This window comes from Streptomyces sp. NPDC005423 (genome assembly GCF_040606415.1).
In the GTDB taxonomy this organism is placed as follows: domain Bacteria; phylum Actinomycetota; class Actinomycetes; order Streptomycetales; family Streptomycetaceae; genus Streptomyces.
Window position 1 is genome coordinate 184,038 of record NZ_JBEXET010000004.1, and the last position, 19,083, is coordinate 203,120.

The 19,083-nt window shown below is 71.3% G+C and carries 17 protein-coding genes and 1 pseudogene; 11 read left to right on the forward strand and 7 right to left on the reverse strand.

Translation table 11 applies throughout. The features are described from left to right. Window positions 1-176 precede the first annotated feature (176 nt). A complete protein-coding gene (locus ABZT12_RS08665) occupies window positions 177-1,355 on the forward strand; it encodes a phytanoyl-CoA dioxygenase family protein (protein ID WP_356379527.1) in 1,179 nt (392 codons plus the stop codon). A gap of 41 nt (window positions 1,356-1,396) precedes the next feature. Here ABZT12_RS08665 and ABZT12_RS08670 read toward each other — a convergent pair whose 3' ends face one another. Beyond that, a complete protein-coding gene (locus tag ABZT12_RS08670) occupies window positions 1,397-2,290 on the reverse strand; it encodes a sugar phosphate isomerase/epimerase (protein WP_356379530.1) in 894 nt (297 codons plus the stop codon). A gap of 337 nt (window positions 2,291-2,627) precedes the next feature. On the opposite strand from ABZT12_RS08670, the gene ABZT12_RS08675 reads away from it, so the two are divergent. Both ABZT12_RS08675 and ABZT12_RS08680 read left to right on the forward strand, forming a co-directional pair. Then, on the forward strand, window positions 2,628-3,353 hold the full coding sequence (locus tag ABZT12_RS08675; protein ID WP_356379533.1) for a DUF6250 domain-containing protein: 726 nt from the start codon (window positions 2,628-2,630) through the stop codon (window positions 3,351-3,353). A gap of 755 nt (window positions 3,354-4,108) precedes the next feature. Then, window positions 4,109-4,339 carry a DUF397 domain-containing protein gene (locus ABZT12_RS08680; RefSeq protein ID WP_356379536.1) on the forward strand — a complete coding sequence of 77 codons (231 nt, stop codon included), beginning with the start codon at window positions 4,109-4,111 and terminating at the stop codon, window positions 4,337-4,339. A gap of 38 nt (window positions 4,340-4,377) precedes the next feature. On the opposite strand, the gene ABZT12_RS08685 is transcribed toward ABZT12_RS08680, so the two are convergent. Then, window positions 4,378-5,250, reverse strand: coding sequence for an L-histidine N(alpha)-methyltransferase (locus ABZT12_RS08685; protein ID WP_356379539.1), 873 nt, complete (start codon window positions 5,248-5,250; stop codon window positions 4,378-4,380). 125 nt (window positions 5,251-5,375) lie between these two features. After that, window positions 5,376-5,966, reverse strand: a complete 591-nt coding sequence (locus ABZT12_RS08690) for an XRE family transcriptional regulator (RefSeq protein WP_356379542.1) — start codon at window positions 5,964-5,966, stop codon at window positions 5,376-5,378. A gap of 390 nt (window positions 5,967-6,356) precedes the next feature. Between ABZT12_RS08690 and ABZT12_RS08695 the strand changes: the two genes are divergently transcribed. Beyond that, entirely contained in the window at window positions 6,357-7,619 is a 1,263-nt protein-coding gene (locus ABZT12_RS08695) for a hypothetical protein (RefSeq protein ID WP_356379545.1), read from the forward strand. Between the two features lie 199 nt (window positions 7,620-7,818). Beyond that, entirely contained in the window at window positions 7,819-8,142 is a 324-nt protein-coding gene (locus ABZT12_RS08700) for an acyl carrier protein (RefSeq protein WP_356379548.1), read from the forward strand. 12 nt (window positions 8,143-8,154) lie between these two features. On the opposite strand, the gene ABZT12_RS08705 is transcribed toward ABZT12_RS08700, so the two are convergent. After that, entirely contained in the window at window positions 8,155-8,562 is a 408-nt protein-coding gene (locus ABZT12_RS08705; protein WP_356379551.1) for a VOC family protein, read from the reverse strand. Window positions 8,563-8,663: 101 nt separating this feature from the next. On the opposite strand from ABZT12_RS08705, the gene ABZT12_RS08710 reads away from it, so the two are divergent. After that, window positions 8,664-9,683, forward strand: coding sequence for a WYL domain-containing protein (locus ABZT12_RS08710; RefSeq protein ID WP_356379554.1), 1,020 nt, complete (start codon window positions 8,664-8,666; stop codon window positions 9,681-9,683). A 63-nt stretch (window positions 9,684-9,746) separates the two neighbouring features. Here ABZT12_RS08710 and ABZT12_RS08715 read toward each other — a convergent pair whose 3' ends face one another. Next, window positions 9,747-10,334 (reverse strand): TetR/AcrR family transcriptional regulator, encoded by a 588-nt coding sequence (locus tag ABZT12_RS08715; RefSeq protein ID WP_356379557.1) that lies wholly within the window; start codon window positions 10,332-10,334, stop codon window positions 9,747-9,749. 211 nt (window positions 10,335-10,545) lie between these two features. Here ABZT12_RS08715 and ABZT12_RS08720 point away from each other — a divergent pair, with 211 nt between their 5' ends. From ABZT12_RS08720 to nhaA, 3 genes are all read left to right on the forward strand, one after another. After that, window positions 10,546-11,424 (forward strand): LLM class flavin-dependent oxidoreductase, encoded by an 879-nt coding sequence (locus ABZT12_RS08720; RefSeq protein ID WP_356379560.1) that lies wholly within the window; start codon window positions 10,546-10,548, stop codon window positions 11,422-11,424. A gap of 62 nt (window positions 11,425-11,486) precedes the next feature. Beyond that, window positions 11,487-11,951 carry a hydrolase gene (locus ABZT12_RS08725; RefSeq protein ID WP_356379563.1) on the forward strand — a complete coding sequence of 155 codons (465 nt, stop codon included), beginning with the start codon at window positions 11,487-11,489 and terminating at the stop codon, window positions 11,949-11,951. Between the two features lie 64 nt (window positions 11,952-12,015). Then, window positions 12,016-13,920, forward strand: a complete 1,905-nt coding sequence (gene nhaA / locus ABZT12_RS08730; protein WP_356379566.1) for a Na+/H+ antiporter NhaA — start codon at window positions 12,016-12,018, stop codon at window positions 13,918-13,920. A 116-nt stretch (window positions 13,921-14,036) separates the two neighbouring features. On the opposite strand, the gene ABZT12_RS08735 is transcribed toward nhaA, so the two are convergent. Both ABZT12_RS08735 and rox read right to left on the reverse strand, forming a co-directional pair. Continuing rightward, window positions 14,037-14,543 (reverse strand): hypothetical protein, encoded by a 507-nt coding sequence (locus tag ABZT12_RS08735; RefSeq protein ID WP_356379569.1) that lies wholly within the window; start codon window positions 14,541-14,543, stop codon window positions 14,037-14,039. Between the two features lie 215 nt (window positions 14,544-14,758). After that, window positions 14,759-16,186, reverse strand: a complete 1,428-nt coding sequence (rox, locus tag ABZT12_RS08740) for a rifampin monooxygenase (protein WP_356379571.1) — start codon at window positions 16,184-16,186, stop codon at window positions 14,759-14,761. 451 nt (window positions 16,187-16,637) lie between these two features. Here rox and ABZT12_RS08745 point away from each other — a divergent pair. After that, window positions 16,638-17,344: pseudogene (locus tag ABZT12_RS08745) on the forward strand (alpha/beta hydrolase). 247 nt (window positions 17,345-17,591) lie between these two features. Continuing rightward, window positions 17,592-18,926 (forward strand): hypothetical protein, encoded by a 1,335-nt coding sequence (locus tag ABZT12_RS08750; protein ID WP_356379574.1) that lies wholly within the window; start codon window positions 17,592-17,594, stop codon window positions 18,924-18,926. The last annotated feature ends 157 nt before the right edge of the window (window positions 18,927-19,083 follow it).

Sequence of the window (19,083 nt, forward strand, 5' to 3'; positions counted from 1 at the left end):
CCGCGCCGAGTTCCAGCGGGTGCCCGCGGGTACGAGCGAGTACCGGCAAGACGGGTAGCGGTGTCGCACAAGGGGTCCCGGAGACGATGATGGACTTTTGATGCGGTGCCGGGCATTGAATGACGGGTTCGGGGCCTCAAGACTGGCAGGGACACACGGACGGCGAAAGGACCCCGATGCCTCCCGTATCCGCGGCTGCCCGCACCTGGCTGACCGAGGCGGACTGTGACCTCGACGCGTTCCGCGCGCTGGTCGAGCAGCGCACCGATCCCGCCGATCACCCCTCGGCCCAGCGGGTCGAGCGGAACGTGCCGCTCTACGACAGCGAGCGCCTCCGCGCGCTGTCGGTCTCTCGCGAGGGCCGTCGGAGCGTGCAGGAGGAGCTGGTCCGGGCGCTGCTCGACGGACCCGGCATCGTGGTCCTCAAGGGCGCCTTCGCGGACGCGGCTGTCGTGGACCGGACGTCCGACGTCTTCCGCGCGCTGATCGAGGAGGAGCGCGCGAGCGGCACGGCCCGCGGCGACCACTTCGCCCCACCGGGCGCCAACGACCGGGTGTGGAACGCCCTGGACAAGGTGGCCGTGCGGGCACCCGAGGTGTTCGCCGACTACTACGCCAACGACATCCTGGAGCTGGTCGCGGAGGCCTGGCTCGGCCCCGCCTACCAGGTGACCTCCCAGGTCAACGTGGTCAATCCGGGCGGCGCCGCACAGAGCGTGCACCGCGACTACCACCTCGGCTTCCTCTCCCAGGAACGCGCCGCGGCCTACCCCGCGCACGTCCACCGCCTCTCGCCGGTGCTCACCCTGCAAGGCGCGGTGGCCCACTGCGACATGCCCGTCGAGTCCGGCCCGACCCTCTACCTGCCGCACTCGCAGAAGTTCGAGCCCGGCTACCTCGCCTGGCGACTCCCGCGCTTCGTCGAGTACTTCGACGCCCATCACGTCCAACTCCCCCTGGAGCAGGGCGACGCGGTCTTCTTCAACCCGGCGCTCTTCCACGCCGCCGGCCACAACCGCTCGGCCGGCATCAGGCGCATGGCCAACCTGTTGCAGATCTCCTCCGCCTTCGGCCGTGCCATGGAGACGGTGGACCGCGAGGCGATGGCGAACGCCCTCTTCCCGGTGCTGCTGCGCCGCAGGTCGGAGGGTGTCTCCGACGACTGGCTGCGCCGGGTCATCGCCGCCGGCGCCGAGGGCTACGCCTTCCCCACCGACCTCGACCGCGACCCGCCGGTGGACGGGCTCGCCCCGCCCTCCCAGGCGGACATCGTGTGGCGGGCGGTCGCCGAGACCTGGTCGGGCGACCGGCTCCGCCAGGAACTGCGGGCGGCGGCCGAGCGCCGGCGCGGCTGAGCGTGAGCCCGGCCGGGCAGCGCTCGCCGCATCAGGCGGTCCTACGGCTGCCCGGCCGCCCGCAGCACCGTGCGGAGGTGCTCGGCGCTGGCCCACACGTCCTCGACCGGCCCCTTCCCGGTGGGCTCGCCGGTCAGGATGGTGTCCTGCTCCAGCACGTACCAGCCGTCGTAGCCGCGGGTGGTGAGGTGGGTGACGATGGCCTCGACGTCCACGTCTCCCGCGCCGAGCGGACGGTACATGCCCTTGCCCACGGCCTCGGTGTAGCCGAGCCGGCCGTCCTGGACCTTGGCGGCGAGGGAGGCGTCCACGTCCTTCATATGGGTGTGCGCGATGCGCTCGGGCGCCTGGCGGGTGAGTTCGGCGGGGTCGGTGCCGCCGATGAGCAGGTGGCCGGTGTCGAGACAGAGCGAGATCGCCGAGTGCTCCAGGACGCGCCGGACCTCGTCGCCGTTCTCGATCATCGTGCCGACGTGCGGGTGCAGGACGGCCCGGACGCCGCGCTCGGCGGCGAGCGACGCCAGCCGGTCCAGGTTGGACAGCAGCAACTTCCATCCGTCGGCGTCGAGTTCGGGTCGGGAGTCGTAGCCGTCCTGGCCGGTGACGGCGGACAGGACGAGCACCTCGGCCTTCGAGGCGGCGTAGCCCTTCAGGAGCTCTTCGGCCTCGGGGAGCGGGTCGTGTCCGGGCACGTGCAGCAGGAGCGGGGTGAAGCCGCCGACCGCGTGCAGGTCGTGCTGGGCGAGAACCCCGGCCATGGCGTCGGGCTCGCCGGGCAGGAAGCCCTCGGGGCCGAACTCGGTGGCGGCCAGGCCGACCTCACGCATCTCCTTCAGCACGCGTTCGGGCGTCAACTGGTAGCCCCAGCCGGGGACTTCGCACACGCCCCAGGAGATGGGGGCGCCGGCGATCCTGTTCAGGGGTGAGGTGGTCACGCTGTGTCCTTTCGGTCGTTGCGGTCGCTCCCGGTTCACCCACGGGGGCGGCGCCGCCGGGCTCTCGGAAGACCAGTGACCCGTCAGCCCACGGTCAGGCCGTTCACATGGGCGCAACGGTAGGCCGACCCCGGGCCGGTACTGAAGAGGCGGAACCCATCATTTTCCCTTCATCGGGCGCGTCTTTTTCCCCGCATCCGCGTCGGGCGCTCCGCCGGTCGGTCCCGGCGCGCCCGCTCGATCTCCATGAACGTCTCTTTGCGTTCCTGTGGCTTCCGTTGATCGTGATTGTTGGGTTCCGTACGCTCCTGGCCGTCCACAGGAAGGGAGCCCTCCCATGCGCACCACCTGGTCCACCGTCCTGGTGAGCCTCGCCGTCGCGGCCACCACCGCACTCACCACCGGCGCCGCTCCGGTGACGGTCCATCACGAGCCCTGCAAGGCACAGCAGTTGCTTGCCCGTGACGACTTCCGGCACGGTACGGGTCAGTGGCGGACCGAGCTGGAACAGGGCGGCAGCGCCACGGCGAAGGGCGGTGTGCTCGACGTCGACGTGCCCGCCGGGGCGTCGGTGTGGTTCAAGCGGCCGTTCTCCGGAAGGTACGAGATCGACTTCACGGCGACTCCCGTCTCGGCGGGCGGCGTCAACGACCGGGTCAGCGACCTCAACACCTTCTGGAACGCCCGCGACACCCGCTCCCCCGAGAACCTCTTCGCCACCACGCGCAGCGGCGCCCTCGCCGACTACGACTACCTGACCACGTACTACGCGGGTCTCGGCGCGAACTACGACACCACCACCCGGCTGCGCCGTTACGTCGGGGTCGCCGGCTCCCGGCCGCTGGTGTACGACTACACCTCACCCCTGCTCGCCGCGAACCGGCCCAACCGTGTCCGGCTGGTCTCCGACGGCGAGCACGTCCAGTACTGGGACAACGGCGAGCTCGTCTTCGACTACCACGACGACGACCCGTACACCAGCGGCTGGTTCGCCTTCCGCACCACGTGGAGCCACTTCCACATCGCCGACTTCGCCGTCCGTCGGATCGGGAACGGACGGTAGGCAGGCCCCTGACGCGGACAGGCCCACCGCTCCGCCGCAGACCGGCGGTCGACCTCCGGCGGCGAGCGCGGCCCGTCCGCCGCCGGAGGGCAGCGGTCGCCCGTCGACGAGCTGTACCTTCAACCTCACTCGGGTTGCCGTCACCCTGTGTACCCTGCCTGTGTTGCGAGGGTCATGGCACACTGGCGGCCGATCAGAGGCAAGGGGGCAGGCTGCGTGAACGCACCACGGTCGGCCCCTGCCGTGTGCCGGACGGTGCTCGGCGAGCGGCTTCAACGTCGCTGCTGGGCGGCCGAGTTGACGGGGCCGGACCTCGGTGCGGGACCGCGCATCGCTCCTGCGACCGCCACCCGGCCCGAACAGGCCAACGCGCCCGCCGGCCGGCGGAGTTGTCCGGCCCCGCTGCCCGACCGGGCCGCCGTGCGGGCCGGTTGCGCGTACGCGGCCCGCCACCTCAGCGGATTCCCACCGCACGCGGTGCCGCGCCTTCTCCGGGTCACGGAGAACGCCCACGCGATCCTGTCGCCGCACCGTCCCCCGGGCCTTCGGGCCCCTCACCTTCTTCCGGTTCCCGATGGCCGGCTTCCCGGACATCGCGGGCACGGACAGTTCGCGCGGTGCCGCTTACACGCAGGACACGGAGGACACGGCAGAACCGCACCGCACCGCGAGGTGTTCGACCGGATGAGCACACAAGCAATGTCGAAGGGGCGCACCAGGGAGTTCCTGGTGGGCGTCCGCAAGGAGCTGGGATCATGACGCACACCAAGAACGCCGCCGCCGACCTGGGGACCGAGGACTGGTGCAAGCCGTGGAGCGGCGGCAACAACGGTAACTGCGTGGAGCTGAAGCCACTGGGGAACGGTCACGTCGCGATGAGGCAGTCCGCCGACCCCGACGGTGCCGCTCTGGTCTTCCCGTCCGCGGAGATCGCCCGGTTCGTCAGGGCGGTCAAGGCCGGTATGGCGGACTTCCTGGTCGCGTGAGGCCGGTGCGGCCCGCTCCGCGGACGCGGGCTCCGTGATCAGGTGCGGCGGGCGGCCCAGACGGTGCGCTCGGTGCGCATCGTCAGGTCGTCGCGGCGCAGGATGCTGTGCGGGCTGCCGGTGTCGATGAGCCGGTCGAGCGCGGCGAGGTCCTCGGGGGCGAGTGTGCCGGCGGCGGCGCTGCGCAAGCCCCGCAGGCCGCCCAGGGCGTAGCGGCCGATCGCTTCGCCTCGGGAGCCCTCGATGCGCACGGCGACGGGGTGTTCGCCCTCGACCGTGAATCCGGCGGCGGTCAGCATCGGGCCCCAGTCGGCGCCGCGATGGGGCAGGTGCTCGGCGTTGTGGCGGTCGGTCGCGGCGTGACAGCGCTCTTCCAGGCCGGGCCGGTCCTCGGGGGCGCCTTCGGGCAGGAAGCGGGGGAAGCCGGCGAGTTCTACGACGGCGAGCAGGGCGCCGGGGGCGAGCAGATCATGGACGGTGCGCAGTACGCGGTCGGGGCGGGTCATGTGGTGCATCGAGGCCGACGCCCACACCAGGTCGGGTGAGCCGAGGTCGGGCCAGGCGGTGTCGTCGAGGTCGGCCTGGACGGTGCTCACGCGCTCCATCACGCCGCGGGCGCACGCCTTGGTGCGCAGGCGCCGAAGGTGTTCGGCGGACGCGTCGACGGCGGTGACGTACGCGTCGGGGAAGCGGTCGAGGAGGGCGAAGGTCCCCGCGCCCGTCCCGCAGCCCAGATCCACGATCTGCCGCGTATCCGTCTTCAGAGGGAGCCACGCGGTGATGGCGGCCATGTGCTCGGCGAGGACCTCGGCGTCGAGGTCGAGGATCTCCGCCTGGACGTCGGTTCCGTGCTCCTGGTGGTGTCCGTGCGGAGCGCCGTGCTGCGGGTTCGGCGGGTGTGCGTGGGTCATGCCTGCACACTAGGGCGACCATGCGTCTGGGGCAGATACTCTCCCGCTTTACGCAAGACGAGGGTCGCGTCCGCTGCCTGACGCGCAAGAATCACGACCACGGGGGCCCCGTCCGGTCCGCGCCGTCACTCGGGGGTGCCCTGTCCGTCACCGCCGCCGTCGCGCTGGTGGCCGCGCCGGGCGTCGCGGTCGAAGATGCCGAGGATCTCGCAGGGTCCGCCCTCGGCGCCGATCGCGTGCGGCATCATCGTGGGGAACTCGGCGGCCTGGTTGGTCTCGATGCGCAGGCGCCGGTGGCCGAGCACGAGAAGCGCGGTGCCGGACAGGACGACAAGCCATTCGCGCCCCGGGTGGGCACGCATCCGCGCCGGGTTCTCGGGCGGTGGTTCGGTCAGGCGCTGGCGCACCACGCTCATGCCGGGGTCGCCCTTGACGAGCCAGCGCATCGCGCCGTGGCTGCCGTCGATCATCGGGCTGGTGACGACGTCGGCGGCGGCGGTCTCCACGAGCTGGTCCAGCGTGGTGTCCAAAGCGCGGGCGAGGGTGACCAGTTGGTCCAGTGCGAGGCGGCGCCGGCCGTTCTCGATACGGCTCAACGAGGACTGACTGAGGTGCGCGCGGGTGGCCAGTTCTTCCAGTGACAAGCCCTGCGCCACCCGCAGGGCGCGAATGCGCTTGCGTACGAGGCTGTCCAGCTCCCCGTCTTCTTGCGTCATGAGCAACATCGTAGGCCCATGACGCACCACGCGATCAGCGTTGTCGTGGCCGGTCCGCAGCGGCCGGGGCCGCGCACAGCGCACCCGTACCTCCACGCCCGGTCCGGGGTCCGGCGGCCGGAAAGGCCAATCGAAAACAGAGAATGCGGTTCGAATAACGTAGGCGGAAATCAACGGAGGTACTTCCGTTTCGGGGCCGCGCACCTTCACTTCCGCACCATGCACATTCGTCGGCACCACCGAGTGCGGTGTCGTACTGCGACGCCACGGGACGGTTACTCGCGATGGCATGTCAGGCCTCTACCCAAGGTCGGATTCACCCTCTATGGTTCCCTTTCGGAGGGGGCACCTGCATCGGCCAGGACCTGCGTGCGAGGCCTAGGGGGAATCGTGACCGACATCAAGAACGTCGTCATTCTCGGCGACAGCATGTCCGACATCGGAAACAAGTGGTTATGGCCGTCAGGCGAGTTGGGCCGGCTCTTCGGCGCGATGCGCGTGAACGAGACCGGCCGGTTCAGTGACGGGAAGAACTGGACCGACTTCCTCGTCGAATGGGCCACCGGCGAGACGCTCATGTGGGGGAACCGCGACCTGACGATCCGCAAGTCCACCGACTACCGCACCCTGACCCGCAATTCGGTCCTGGGCATCGAGTCGCTGGACCAGCCGCTCGCGGCGAAGTCCCGGATGACCGTCGAGGAGTTCCTCCAGCAGAACAGCGCGAAACAGAGTGCGCCGCCCTCGAAGGAGCTCAAGTACGTCAACTACTCCATGGGCGGCTGCATCGTCACCACGGACTGGACCTGGGCACCGAAGTTCGGCGCCCTCACCTACCTCCGGGGTCAGGTGGAGGACTACGTCGCCCAACGCCGCGCCCTGGGCGGGTCGTTCGCCGGTCCCACGCTGCACGTCATCTGGATCGGCCTGAACGACTTCGTCACCGCGGCACGGCCCGACTACGACGGCGCCACCGTCAAGTCCTTGCCGGCCACGAACAGTTACGCCGCGTGGCAGACCTGGAGCGAGCGGAACCCGAAGGACCTGGAGAACGGTGTGGGGGCCTATCCCGCCGTGGCGGAGACCAAGGCCCTCATCGAACTGATCAACTCCAGTTTCCCCGGCGCGAAAGCCGACAACCACTTCATGGTGATCGACCTTCCCAGCGTGTACAACGCCATCCGCTACATGGAAGGTCTCGGCGAACCGAAGAAAGTCGCCCAGGCGAAAAACATCGACCCCGTCATCCGCCGTTACAACGCCCTCCTCGAAAGCCTCGTGGAGGAATGGCCCGACAATCCGCACGCTCCCGCCGCGGACCACGTCCACCTCGTACGGATGAGCGCGTGGATGGACCACGTCAGCGAGCACCTGGAGGACTGGGGGCTTTCCAAGAAGGCCCAGGACACCGGAGTGGCGCCCTTCTACGCTCCCGGCATTCCCCCGGCGCCGGCGAAGGACCCGGTGCCGGCGGACATGCGGCGCCGCATCACGACCAGCGACCTGGGGCACCCGACCGAGATCGTGTACAGCATCATGGCCCGGTACTTCGTGACCAGGCTGCTGAACACCTACACCCTGGGCCGGCTCACCCCCGGCGTCTGGCGTCCGAACGCGCCCTTCAAGGGGCTGCCCTTCGACGTCCCGAGCTGAGGGACGCGCACGCGACGGCCGTAGCGGGGAAGCGAGCTCCTGGTGCGCGGGTCCCGATCGGGCGGACCCGTGCACCAGGAGCTTCCGGCATGCGGGCGCCCGGCTCAGTGACCGTCCAGGAAGGCTCAAGGCGTGCGGGGGACGGTGGCCTTCGCAGCGTGGTCCCCGCCGCGCCCGCAAGCCGGAAGGACAGCCGCCGATGGCCCCAGCACCGTGGAACGCGACGTTCGAGACCGTCCTGCGCCAGGGACTGCCCGGCCTCACCTGGGAGAAGTCGCCCGCACCCGATGCCCCGATGGAGAGCTACGGGCTCGACTCCCTCGCGCTCATCGGCGTGATCAGCACGCTGGAGTCCACCTTCTCCGTCACGCTGGCGGGGCAGGTGACGATCCCGGTGCACTCCATCACGGCCAGTCAGTTGTGGGGCATCGTGAGCACCACCCTCCAGCCCGCCGGGGACGAACCCGCGTCCCACCCCTCCGCCGCGGGCTCCCGCACACCGGCTCCCGGGACCGTCGCCTGACCGTCGCCCGAGCTAACGCGCCTGCCGCTCCAGGGCTTCCGGTGTGACGGGCGTGAAGAAGTTGATCAGGTTCCCGTCGGGGTCGCGGAAGAGCAGGGAGCGGTTGCCCCACGGCATCGTCGTCGGCTTCTGGACCACCTCGCAGTCGAGGGGCGCCAGACGTTCGTACGCCGCGTCCACATCGGCGACCCGGAACTCGATGATCACCGTGCGGTTGGCGGCCGGCTGCGCGAAGTCCCCGCCGAACAGGGCGAGGGTGCGGCTGCCGGCCACGGCGAGCGTGCACGAGGGCGTCACGAGTTCCGCGAAGTCGGGAGTGGCCCACCGCGCCTCACCGGCGGTGACCTGCTCGTAGAAGGCGACGAGCCGGGCCACGTCGTGGGTGATCACGCGGATCGAGACGAAATCGGCGGAGTTCATGAGCGGTGTCCTGTCGGAGAGGGTGCCGTTGGGGGTGCGCCTTCGACGCTAGGACCGATACCGGACAGGATCCGCCCGGTATCCGCGGCAGACTTTCCCGGGTGACGACATCCACCTCCCGAGTGCTCGCCCTGCTGGAGATCCTTCAGGGCGGCGGCCTCCGCACCGTGCCCGACCTGGCCGCCCGCCTCGACGTCGACGAACGTACGGTCCGCCGGTACGTCGGCCACCTGCTGGACCTCGGGGTGCCCGTCGACTCGGTGCGCGGTCGCTACGGCGGCTACCGGCTCGCCCCCGGCTACCGGATGCCCCCACTGATGCTCACCGACGAGGAGGCCCTCGCCGTCCTGCTCGGGCTGCTGGCCGGCCGGCGGGCCGGACTGGTCACCTCCTCCGCCGCCGCGAGCGAGAGCGCCGCGGCCAAGGTGCGGCGCGTCCTGCCCGTGGCGTTGCGAGGACGGCTGGAGGCGTTGCTGGAGACGGCCGGCTTCACCGGGCGGTCCCGCCCCGCCGGCGCCCCGGCCGCCGACGTCCTGCTGGAACTGGCCGGGGCCGCCCGCCACCGGCGGCCGGTGGCGCTGACGTACACCGACCGGACGGGCCACCGCGGCGAGCGCACGCTGCTGCCCTACGGTCTCGTCGAACACTCCGGCCGGTGGTACCTGACCGCCGCCGCACCGGACGGCGACGAGGAGGTGCGCGTCTTCCGGGTGGACCGCGTCACCGCGGTGACCACGCGCCCCGGCACGTTCGCCGTTCCGCGAGATTTCGACCCGGTGGCCACCGTCCTCGACCGGCTCGCCCGCACGCCCTGGACCCATGACGTGTCGCTGCGCGTCCGGGCGGGCGTCCAGGACATCCGCGACCACTTCCCGGCCGACATCGCCACCCTGTCCCCGGTCGCGGGAGAGGGGACACCGGACACCCCCCACGAGCCGGAGCGCGCCGGCGGCGACTGGGTGCGCGTCCGGATCCGCGCCGAGCGGCTGGACTGGATCCCCCCACTGCTCGCCGCCCTGGACCGCCCGTTCGTCATCGAAGGCCCCGAGGCCCTGCGGGATCTCGTACGCGCACTGGCTCGACGTCTCGACGAGAGCTGCGCTCGGCCGCCGCGTGTGTGACGCTCAACCGCCGCTAACGCAGGCGGACTTCATCCCGGGCGGCAGCCGGGACGGCCGGCCTGGTTACGGTCGGCGCAGTCCCGCGACGAGGAGTTCGACGAGCCGGCGGGCATTATAGCGCGGATCGCTGTCCGCGCCGATGCACAAGTTGCCGACGCCGCGCATGAGTTGGATGGGCTCAAGGTCGGCCAGGATCTCGCCGGACTCGGTTGCGGCGTCGAGCAGTTCGGCGCAGACGGGTACGAGCCGGTCGAGGAAGTAGGCGTGCAGCGTCTCGAAGCCGGCGTAGTCGGACTGGAGCACGGCGGCGAGTCCGTGCTTGGTGACGAGAAAGTCGACGAAGAGGTCGATCCACCGTCCGAGTGCGGCGTGCGGGCTGGGACTGCTCGCGAGCAGCGCCGGACCGGCCTCGGCGCAGGCGTCGACCTGGTGCCGGTAGACGGCGACGATGAGGTCCGCCCGGGTCGGGAAGTGGCGGTAGATCGTGCCGACCCCGACGCCGGCCTCGGCGGCGATGTCACGCACCGGCGCTTCCACTCCGGACGCGACGAAGACCGAGGCGGCCGCGTCGAGCAGGGTCTCCTTGTTGCGCCGGGCGTCCGCCCGCCCGGACCGGGCCGACGGTCCCGCGCCCTCGCCGTTGCCGCTCACCGCGCCTCTGCCTCCGTTTACCGAGCTTGCCGAGCTTGCCGAGCTTGCCGAGCTTGCCGAGCTTGCGAAACGGAACGCCGTTCCGTATCGTTCGAACGCGTTCCGGAACGCGGTTCCGTTTGCCCCATGATGCCAGAGCCGCTGCCCGCCGACCAAGACGTACGCCTGCCATCCTCCTCTTCGCCCTCTCCGGGAAAGGACGCACGGCCCCATGCCGAGCACCCCGCGACAACCCCGCTTCGGGATCATGACCGCTCCCCAGCAGGTCGACTACCACGACGTGCTGCGCGTCTGGCAGGAGGCGGACGCGATCCCGGAGATCGAGCACGCGTGGCTGTTCGACCACCTCATGCCGATCGGCGGCGATCCCGACGGACCGGCCTTCGAGGGGTGGACGCTGCTCTCGGCCCTCGCCGCCCGGACCCGGCGGCTGCGGCTGGGCGTGATGGTGACCAGCAACCGGTTCCGGCCGCCCGCGGTGCTGGCGAAGATCGCCACGACCGTCGACATCGTCTCCGACGGCCGCCTCGACTTCGGCATCGGCGTCGGCTCACGCCCCGACCATCCGCTGGCCAGGCGCGAGTACGCGGCACACGGCCTGCCCTTCCACGACTCCGCGCACGCCGTGGGAAGCCTCGCCGAAGCCTGCGCGGTGATCCGGCGGCTGTGGACCGAGCCCGAACCGTTCGACTTCGACGGCGCCTACCACCGTCTCACCGGCGCGTTCGGCAGTCCCAAGCCCGTCCAGCGCCCCCATCCGCCGATCCTCGTCGGCGGCCGGTCCGCCGCGACGCTGCGCGTGGCCGCCGAGCACGCAGACCTGTGGAACATCCCCGGCGGTGACATCGCCGACGCCGTCGCGCGCGGCGCGCTGCTCGACCGCTACTGCGACCGGATCGGCCGCGACCCCGCAACGATCACCCGCTCCATCCACCTGTCCGTCTCCTACGACCGTCCCGACGCCGTCCGCGCCGCCATCGGCGAAGCCCTGGACGCGGACTTCACCCACGTCGTCCTCGGACTTCCGGCGCCCTATCCCGCCGGGGTCGCCCGCTGGGTCGCCGACGAACTCATCGCCAAGTCGCTCTGATCCGGCGGGGTTTCGGGCCCGCGCCCGTCGCAGCGAGGCCGGCCGCGGCGAGGATGGAGGGCATGGACCAGCTGCTCGACCGCCTGCCCGCCCCGTTCTGGCGGGTCCCCTACGTCGGCTCCCGGTTCCCGGGGTCGCGCGCTGTCGCCGAGCGGCCCGGCCTGGCGGCGGGCGCGAACTGCCAGCTGTTCGCCTACGAGGTGCTCCGGCACTTCGGCCTGGCGCCGCCCCCACTGCGTTCCCGCGAACTGTGGGCGGACACGAGCGCCACCGTCCGAGTGTCGGTGGCAGACCCCCTCGACCTGCTCTTGTTCAACGCGACCGACGATGCCTACGGCGCCCACGTGGGGGTCGCGGTGAGCGGGGATCGCGTGCTGCACCTGTGCGCGGAGGCGGGCCGCCCCGCCGTCTGGGAAGTGACACGGTTCGCGGCCCGGGAGCGCTACCGCGTCCTGGTCGGCGTGAAGCGGGTCACCCTGGGCCGGCCGGCGGCGCCCGCCGGGGGGCGGACCGCTACTGATCCCTGATCTTGGGACCGGCCGTTCACCTCTTCGTCGGGTAGCGCGCCGCACGTGGGGTCAGAATCAGCTCATGACCGTGCCATCCGAGACCTCCGGCATGTCGGCGCAGACCGCGTGCGGGAAGGACGCCCGCAGCCCCCGGCACACCTTCCTGCGGACCGAGACGGGCAGCGCCGCCGTACTCCTCGCCGCCGCGGTGGCGGCGCTCGTCTGGGCCAACGTGGCCGCAGGCTCGTACGGGACGCTGTGGGGCACCGAACTGTCGGTGCGTATCGGCTCGGGCGGGGTGTCACTGACCCTGCGGGAGTGGCTGAACAGCGGGCTGATGACGCTGTTCTTCTTCGTCGTCGGGCTGGAGGCGCGGCGCGAGTTCGACATGGGCGAGCTGCGGGAGCGGCGGCGGGTCACCCTGCCGCTGCTCGCCGGGCTCAGCGGCATGGTCGTCCCCGTCGTGATCTATCTGGCCGTCAACGCGGGCCACGCCTCCGTACACGGCTGGGGCGCCGCGATGTCGACGGACACGGCCTTCGCCCTGGGCATGCTCGCCGTCTTCGGCGCCCGGCTGCCCGGCAGCCTGCGGGTCTTCATCCTCACCGTCGCCGTCGTGGACGACTTCCTCGCCCTCGCCATCATCGCCGTCGCCTACAGCGGGACGATCTCCGTGCCCGCGCTCCTGACGGCCGTCGGTCTGTTCGCCGTCGTCCTGCTGGTGCGCCGCGCCCTGGGCATGCGGTTCCCCTCCCTGTACGCGGTGCTCGGCGTCGCTCTCTGGGTGGCGCTCCTGAAGTCGGGCGTGGACCCGGTCGTGACCGGTCTGGCCATGGGCCTGCTCACCTACGCCCGCCCGGCGGACCGCCGCGATCTGGAGCACGCCAGCCGCCTGTTCAGACGCTTCCGCGAGCAGCCCACCGCGGAACTCGAACGCACCGTGCGACGCGGGATCGCCTCGTCCCTCTCCCCCAACGACCGGCTCCAGCGGATGCTCCATCCCTGGACGAGCTATGTGATCGTGCCGCTGTTCGCCCTCGCCAACGCGGGCATCACCCTCAGCACGGGCCAACTGGCCCGCGCCTTCGCGTCACCGGTCACCCTGGGCATCCTCTTCGGCTACGTGCTCGGCAAACCGCTCGGCGTCGTCGGCGCGACCTGGCTCACCACGCGACTCAGCGGCGGCCGGGTGCGTCCGCCGGTCGGCTGGGGCTCGATCGCGGCGGGCGGCTCCCTGGCCGGCGTCGGCTTCACGGTCTCCCTGCTGATCGCCACGCTCGCCTTCGACGGTGACCGGCTGGCCCAGGCGAAGGTCGGCATCCTAGCCGCCGTCGTCTGCTCGTTCCTTCTCACCTGGCTGGTCACCCTGGTGATCGGCGCCCTGCCCGCCCGCGCCCGCTCCCGCGCCCTCCTCGGCACGAGCCGGCCGATCGTCGACCTCAGCGACCCCGTCGACGTGGACCGCGACCATGTGCGCGGCCCCCTGGAGGCGCCGGTGACCCTCGTCGAGTACGGCGACTTCGAGTGCCCCTACTGCGGGCTCGCCGAACCCGTCGTCCGCGAACTGCTCGCCGACTTCGGCGACGTCCGCTACGTGTGGCGCCATCTCCCGCTCACCGACGTCCACCCGGGCGCCCAGCTCGCCGCGGAGGCCGCCGAGGCCGCCGGACACCAGGGCCGCTACTGGGACATGCATGGGGAACTCATGGGCCACCAAGGGGATGTGAGCCCGAAGGACCTGCTCCGTTACGCCGAGGCGATCGGTCTCGACACCGACCGCTTCCGGGCCGACCTCCGTTCGGGTGCGGGCGCCGCCCAGGTCGCCGAGGACGTGGAGTCCGCCGACCTCAGCGGCGTCTCCGGCACACCGACGTTCTTCGTCAACGGCCGTCGCCACCACGGCACTTACGACATCACCGCGCTGTCGACCGCGGTGCGGGCCGCGCGGGAGCGGGCCGTCATCAAGGACCCCGGCCGAAGAACCTGACGCCGACTCCGAACGGCAGGGGGCGGAACGGCCCGTCGCCAGGAGCTCCCGGCGACGGGCCGCCGCGTCGTGTACGCCGTGTACGTCGCGTACCTCGTGTGCGCCGGGCTACCGCGTCAGTCGGCCTGCGCGAGATCCGTGATCTTGCGCGTCCGCAGGTCCGACTGGACCTTGATGTGCGTGACTTCGGCGTTCGCCCCGTCGCTCCAGGTGAGGGTGACCAGCGCGGTGGCGTGCCCGGCTCCGGAGCCGGTGTAGGCGACGCTCCACTTCACCGGCACGTTCTGCGCGAACAGGACGCCGTCCGCGTGCTCCCTCGCCTCGTACGCGGTCACCTTCCTCTGCTCGGCCGCGCTCAGGTAGAAATGGCGCAGCGCCTTGCGGTTGGCGGCGGCCGTCGGGTCGTCGGTGGTCCACACGGAGTCGATGTAGGAGCCGTAGAAGTCGGCGACGCGGGACGTGATGTCACGCGGGTCGCCCTTGGCGGTCGCGGCCACCGCCACCGTGCGGTGCGCGCCCGGGTGCGGAGCGGAGGAGGCGAGGGCCGGGGTGATCGCGGCGAGCGAGAGGGCCGCGGCGACACCGGTGGCGGTGAACAGTTTGGTGCGGGTGCGAGCAAGCATGAAAAAATACCTTCCCCGTTATGGCCAACGCGGTATATCCGCGGGCCGTGGTCACCTCATAAGAGCGCCGGAACGGTGAATCGGTTGCGCCTTTTCCGTCGTCTCTTTCCCGAACGGCCAGAGAGATGATGGTTGTAGTTGACCGTGGAAAGTAACGGCAAAATATGAGGCCTGGCGAATAACGGACGCGCTCCGAACGTCCGTGCGGAGCGCGCTCAACCGGCCGCGGCGCCGAACCACTCGGGCAGCCGGCCGAGCAGCTCCCGCTGGTCGTCACCGACCCACGCCACATGCCCGTCGGGCCGCAACAGCACGGCGGGCACGTCCAGTTCGTCGCTGCCGTCGACGACGTGGTCGACCCGGTCGGCCCAGCCGTCCACCGACAGCCGACCGGTCCGGTCGAGCAGCACTCCACGGCCGCGGTGCATCACCTCGTAGAGGCGGCCCCGCTTCAGCGTCACGTCCCGCAGCCGTCGGCCGAGCAGGGGGTGTCCCTCGCCGAAGTCGTAGCGGACACTGATCGCGATGATCTTCTCGGTCAGGTACCGGTTCACCTCGTCGAACTCCATCAGCTCCACCACCAGCCGCCGCACCGCCTGGGGGCCGGGCTCGGGAATCATCAGCTGCATCTGCGCACGGGTGTTGTCCAGCACCTCTGCGGCGACGCCGTGCCGTTCGGCGTGGTAGCTGTCCAACAGCCCTTGCGGCGCCCAGCCGTTCACCTCGGCGGCGAGTTTCCAACCGAGGTTGAAGGCGTCCTGGACACCGAGGTTGAGCCCCTGGCCGCCCACCGGCGGGTGGATGTGCGCCGCGTCACCGGCGAGCAGCACCCGGCCCTCGCGGTAGCGCTCGGCCTGCCGGGTGGCGTCGCCGAAGCGGGACAGCCAGCGCGGCGAGTGCACCCCGAAGTCGGTGCCCGCGACGGCCCGCAGCTGTTTCTTGACCTCTTCGAGGGTCGGGGGGACCGAGCGGTCCGCGGTCACCCCCGCGGCCGGCACGACGACGCGGTACGTCCCGTCGCCGAACGGCATGAACCCGAACCGCCGCTGTGTCCGGCGGACTTCGGCCGTCACGGTGGTCAGCGTCTCCTGGGACGCGGTCACCTCGACCTCCCCCAACAGGGTCTCGATCCGGGTGGGTTCGCCGGGGAAGCCGATGCCTGCCAGCTTGCGGACGGTGCTGCGACCGCCGTCACAGCCGACCAGGAAGCGCGACCGCAGACGGGTGCCGTCGGCCAGTTCCACGTCGACCCCGTCCGCGTCCTGCGTCAGGCCGGCCACCGTGCGACCGCGGCGGATCTCGGCCCCGGCCCGCACGGCGTGCGCGCTCAGCAGACGGTCGGTGACCGGCTGCGGGATGCCGAGGGCGTAGGCGTGCGAGGTGTCCAGCCCCTCCGGCGCCGGCGTGCCGATGGCGGCGAAGAAGCCGCCGACCGGGTGCCGCTTCCCCAGCGCGAGGAACCGGTCGACGAGGCCGCGCTGGTCCAGCACCTCGATGCTGCGCGCGTGCAGGCCGAGCGCACGCACCACCTTGGTCGGTTCCGCCTCTTTCTCCAGGACGACCACGCGCACTCCGTGCAGTCGCAACTCGCCGGCGAGCATCAGGCCTGTCGGTCCGCCACCGGCGATGATCACGTCGATCATGAGAATTCCTATTCCACGGTTCTGGCCATCGGCCGGTGATTCTGCGGCATACCGGGGGCCTTGCGGCAAGCCCCCCGGCGCGCTATAAGTTGAGAAGGGCCAGGAGAGACCGAACTCCTTGCCTTTCTTTTTGCCGCGGGGTGGCCCTGGTCCGATCAGTTCCCTTTTTCCGGAGCCCCGGCCGCCCCAACCCCCTTTCCGCCGCGCGCAGTTCACGCTCGGCGCCACCGCGCGGGCCGCACCGTCCGTCGTCCGGGCCGGCGGCGGAAAAGGGTGCGCGGGAAGGGTGGGGGGCTGATACTTTGCGGTGGAAGGCCGTGTCATCGAGTGAGGAGGTGGGACCCATGAACGCTGTATCCGTATGGGTGCTCCCCTCCTGTTCCACGGCCGGACGACCGATCTAGGTGTCGCCGGGAGCGCCCCCACCAGGCACTCCCGAAGGGCAACACCCATGCACGCACCGCAGTTCACCGCCGAGTCCTCGTCGGACGGCATCACCGAGCGCGACTTCACCGTGGGCGGAGTCCCCGGTGTCCTCTGGTCGCCGGGCCCCGACGCGCCTGGTCGCGCGCCCCTGGTCCTGATGGGACACGGTGGCGGCACACACAAGAAGGCCCCGGCGATGAGGGGCCGCGCGCAGCGTCTCGTGCTCGACGGCGGTTTCCACGTCGCCGTCATCGACGCGCCCGGTCACGGTGACCGGCCGCGTACGGCGCACGACGAGAAGGAGATCGCCGAGCTCTACCGGGCGAGGGCGGCGGGCGAACCGGAAGGACGGATCGTCATCCGCTACAACGCCCACCTCGCGGAACAGGCCGTACCCGAATGGCAGGCGAGCCTGGACGCCCTCCAGAAGCTGCCGGAGATCGGTGGTGACGGCCCGGTCGGCTACTTCGGCATCAACATGGGCACCGCGATCGGGGTTCCGCTGGCGGCGGTCGAACCCAGGATCACCGCCGCGGTCTTCGGGCAGCACTGGCCCGAGGCCCTGGTCGAGCAGGCGAAGCGGATCACCGTCCCGGTCGAGTACGCGCTCCAGTGGGACGACGAACACATCCCGCCTCGGGTACCCACAAGCAGTTGCCGAGGTTCGAGGCAGACAGCGCCGTGCGGTTCTTCGTCCGGCATCTCGGCCGCTCCGTCGCCGTGACGGCCTGACCCGACCGCTCGGTGCCGGTGCCCCTCGCGCGTGTGGGGGCGCCGGCACCGAGCGGTACCGTGCCGTCCAACTCCCTCTCCCTTACGCCCGGTTCACCACATGCCCTTGTACAGTGGGGGCAGGCGTGCAGGGCGCCTCCAGGTCCGCGGGAAGGGCAGAGCCCACCTGGTTGGCACGCGCACGCCCTTTCGTCCCGTCGCCCTTCGGCCGGTACAGGCGGACCGCCGGTTCACCGAAGGAGGCGTCGTGCCCACCCCACCGCAGCCCGTGCCCCTGCCCGAACGTGCCGACCTGGAACAGCTGAAGAAGCGCGCGAAGGAACTACGGCGAGCCGTACGGTCCCAACGGGCCACCGCCCTGCACCTGGTGGCGCTCCACGCTCCCGCGGACCACGCCGGTCCGGACGAATTCACCCTGGACACAGCCCAGTTGGTGATCGCCCGCATGTACGGCTTCCCCAGCTGGCAGCGCCTGCGGCAGCATCTCGCCGCCCACCCGGGGACCGCCGGCGACCGGACGCGCACCGGCACCCGGCGGGTGCGGGACTACTACCGTCTCCGGACCGGCTGGGCATCCGCGTCGGACCTGCGCCGCTGTGCCGCCGTGGCGACGTCCGACCAACCAGGACCGGCGGAGTGGGAACCGTTGCTGAGCGCGCTCCACAACGGCGTCAGGGTCATCGCCTTCGACTCGCCGGCGGGCGTCGTGTTCGCCGAACTCACGCCCGCCCGCGTGACGTTGTCCGCCCCCGCCACCCGAGGGCAGGCCGGGACGGGAGCGTCGGCGACGTTCCACACCGACTTCGGCACGATCGCGGGGGTGGTAGCGCCCGAGGTCACCTCCCTGGCCGTGGAGCGGCCGGCGGACCGACGCCCGCTCGGCTGGGCGCCGGTCGTCGACGGCGTGTTCGTGGCGCCCAACGCCTTCCTCGTCGACGCCACGGGCATCGTCCTGCGGACCAACGGCAGCCCCAGGGGCGAGATCGTCCCCACGACCTCACTGCCACCGCGCGCGACACCGGTCGTGGACCGGCCCGCGCCGCCCGTCGAGGCCACCGCCTCCGCCGCGGAGCTGTCCGCCGTCCTCGCGGCCTCGGACGCGCCGCCCGTCGTCGACCCCGAGCGGTGGCAGCCCGGCGTCCACACCCGGCTCACCCCGCACGAACACCTCCGCCTCGGCCGCTACGGCAGGCTGCTCGCCCGGCACACCACGGGCGACCGGGTGAGCGTCACAGACCCCGTCGTCTTCGACTTCACTCCCCAACAGGGCCCGGTCCGTGACTTCGTGGCGCTCGGCAGCAGCCTGTCGGCCACGCGCATGTACTACGACTTCGCCGACGGCGGCAGCGGCAGGCCGGCCGTCCTGGGACTGCTCGACGACGCCCGGGTCACCTCCGTCGTGCTGCGCCGAGCGGGGTTGCCCGACCTCCCGGCACACCTCGCCGGAGGCACGTTCCTCATCGCGGGACCCGATCTCACGGAGCTGCCCGAACACGGACGCGGACACGATCCCGCCCCGGCCGTCCTCGTGGCACGGGACGCCGACGGCAGCGTGCTGGAGGAACTTCCCTACCGGGAGTAGGGCGCGGCCGGGCCTGACGACAAGAGCGGGCAAACCGCCAAGCACTCCCCTCGCCCACGCATACAACTTTCGTTCATAGCTACGAACTTGGCCCCGGGCGGGTGCCGTCGGCACGGAACCTCTGATAGTTAACTTTCCTATCAGTACGGGAGTCGCA

What these genes read in the sequence shown, in the direction of transcription:
- ABZT12_RS08665 (WP_356379527.1), top strand. Translation starts at nt 177, where the DNA reads ATGCCTCCCGTATCCGCGGCTGCCCGCACCTGGCTGACCGAGGCGGAC.
- ABZT12_RS08680 (WP_356379536.1), top strand. Translation starts at nt 4,109, where the DNA reads ATGACGCACACCAAGAACGCCGCCGCCGACCTGGGGACCGAGGACTGG.
- ABZT12_RS08725 (WP_356379563.1), top strand. Translation starts at nt 11,487, where the DNA reads ATGGACCAGCTGCTCGACCGCCTGCCCGCCCCGTTCTGGCGGGTCCCC.
- ABZT12_RS08700 (WP_356379548.1), top strand. Translation starts at nt 7,819, where the DNA reads ATGGCCCCAGCACCGTGGAACGCGACGTTCGAGACCGTCCTGCGCCAG.
- ABZT12_RS08720 (WP_356379560.1), top strand. Translation starts at nt 10,546, where the DNA reads ATGCCGAGCACCCCGCGACAACCCCGCTTCGGGATCATGACCGCTCCC.
- nhaA (WP_356379566.1), top strand. Translation starts at nt 12,016, where the DNA reads ATGACCGTGCCATCCGAGACCTCCGGCATGTCGGCGCAGACCGCGTGC.
- ABZT12_RS08735 (WP_356379569.1), bottom strand. Translation starts at nt 14,543, where the DNA reads ATGCTTGCTCGCACCCGCACCAAACTGTTCACCGCCACCGGTGTCGCC.
- rox (WP_356379571.1), bottom strand. Translation starts at nt 16,186, where the DNA reads ATGATCGACGTGATCATCGCCGGTGGCGGACCGACAGGCCTGATGCTC.
- ABZT12_RS08685 (WP_356379539.1), bottom strand. Translation starts at nt 5,250, where the DNA reads ATGACCCACGCACACCCGCCGAACCCGCAGCACGGCGCTCCGCACGGA.
- ABZT12_RS08705 (WP_356379551.1), bottom strand. Translation starts at nt 8,562, where the DNA reads ATGAACTCCGCCGATTTCGTCTCGATCCGCGTGATCACCCACGACGTG.
- ABZT12_RS08675 (WP_356379533.1), top strand. Translation starts at nt 2,628, where the DNA reads ATGCGCACCACCTGGTCCACCGTCCTGGTGAGCCTCGCCGTCGCGGCC.
- ABZT12_RS08690 (WP_356379542.1), bottom strand. Translation starts at nt 5,966, where the DNA reads ATGACGCAAGAAGACGGGGAGCTGGACAGCCTCGTACGCAAGCGCATT.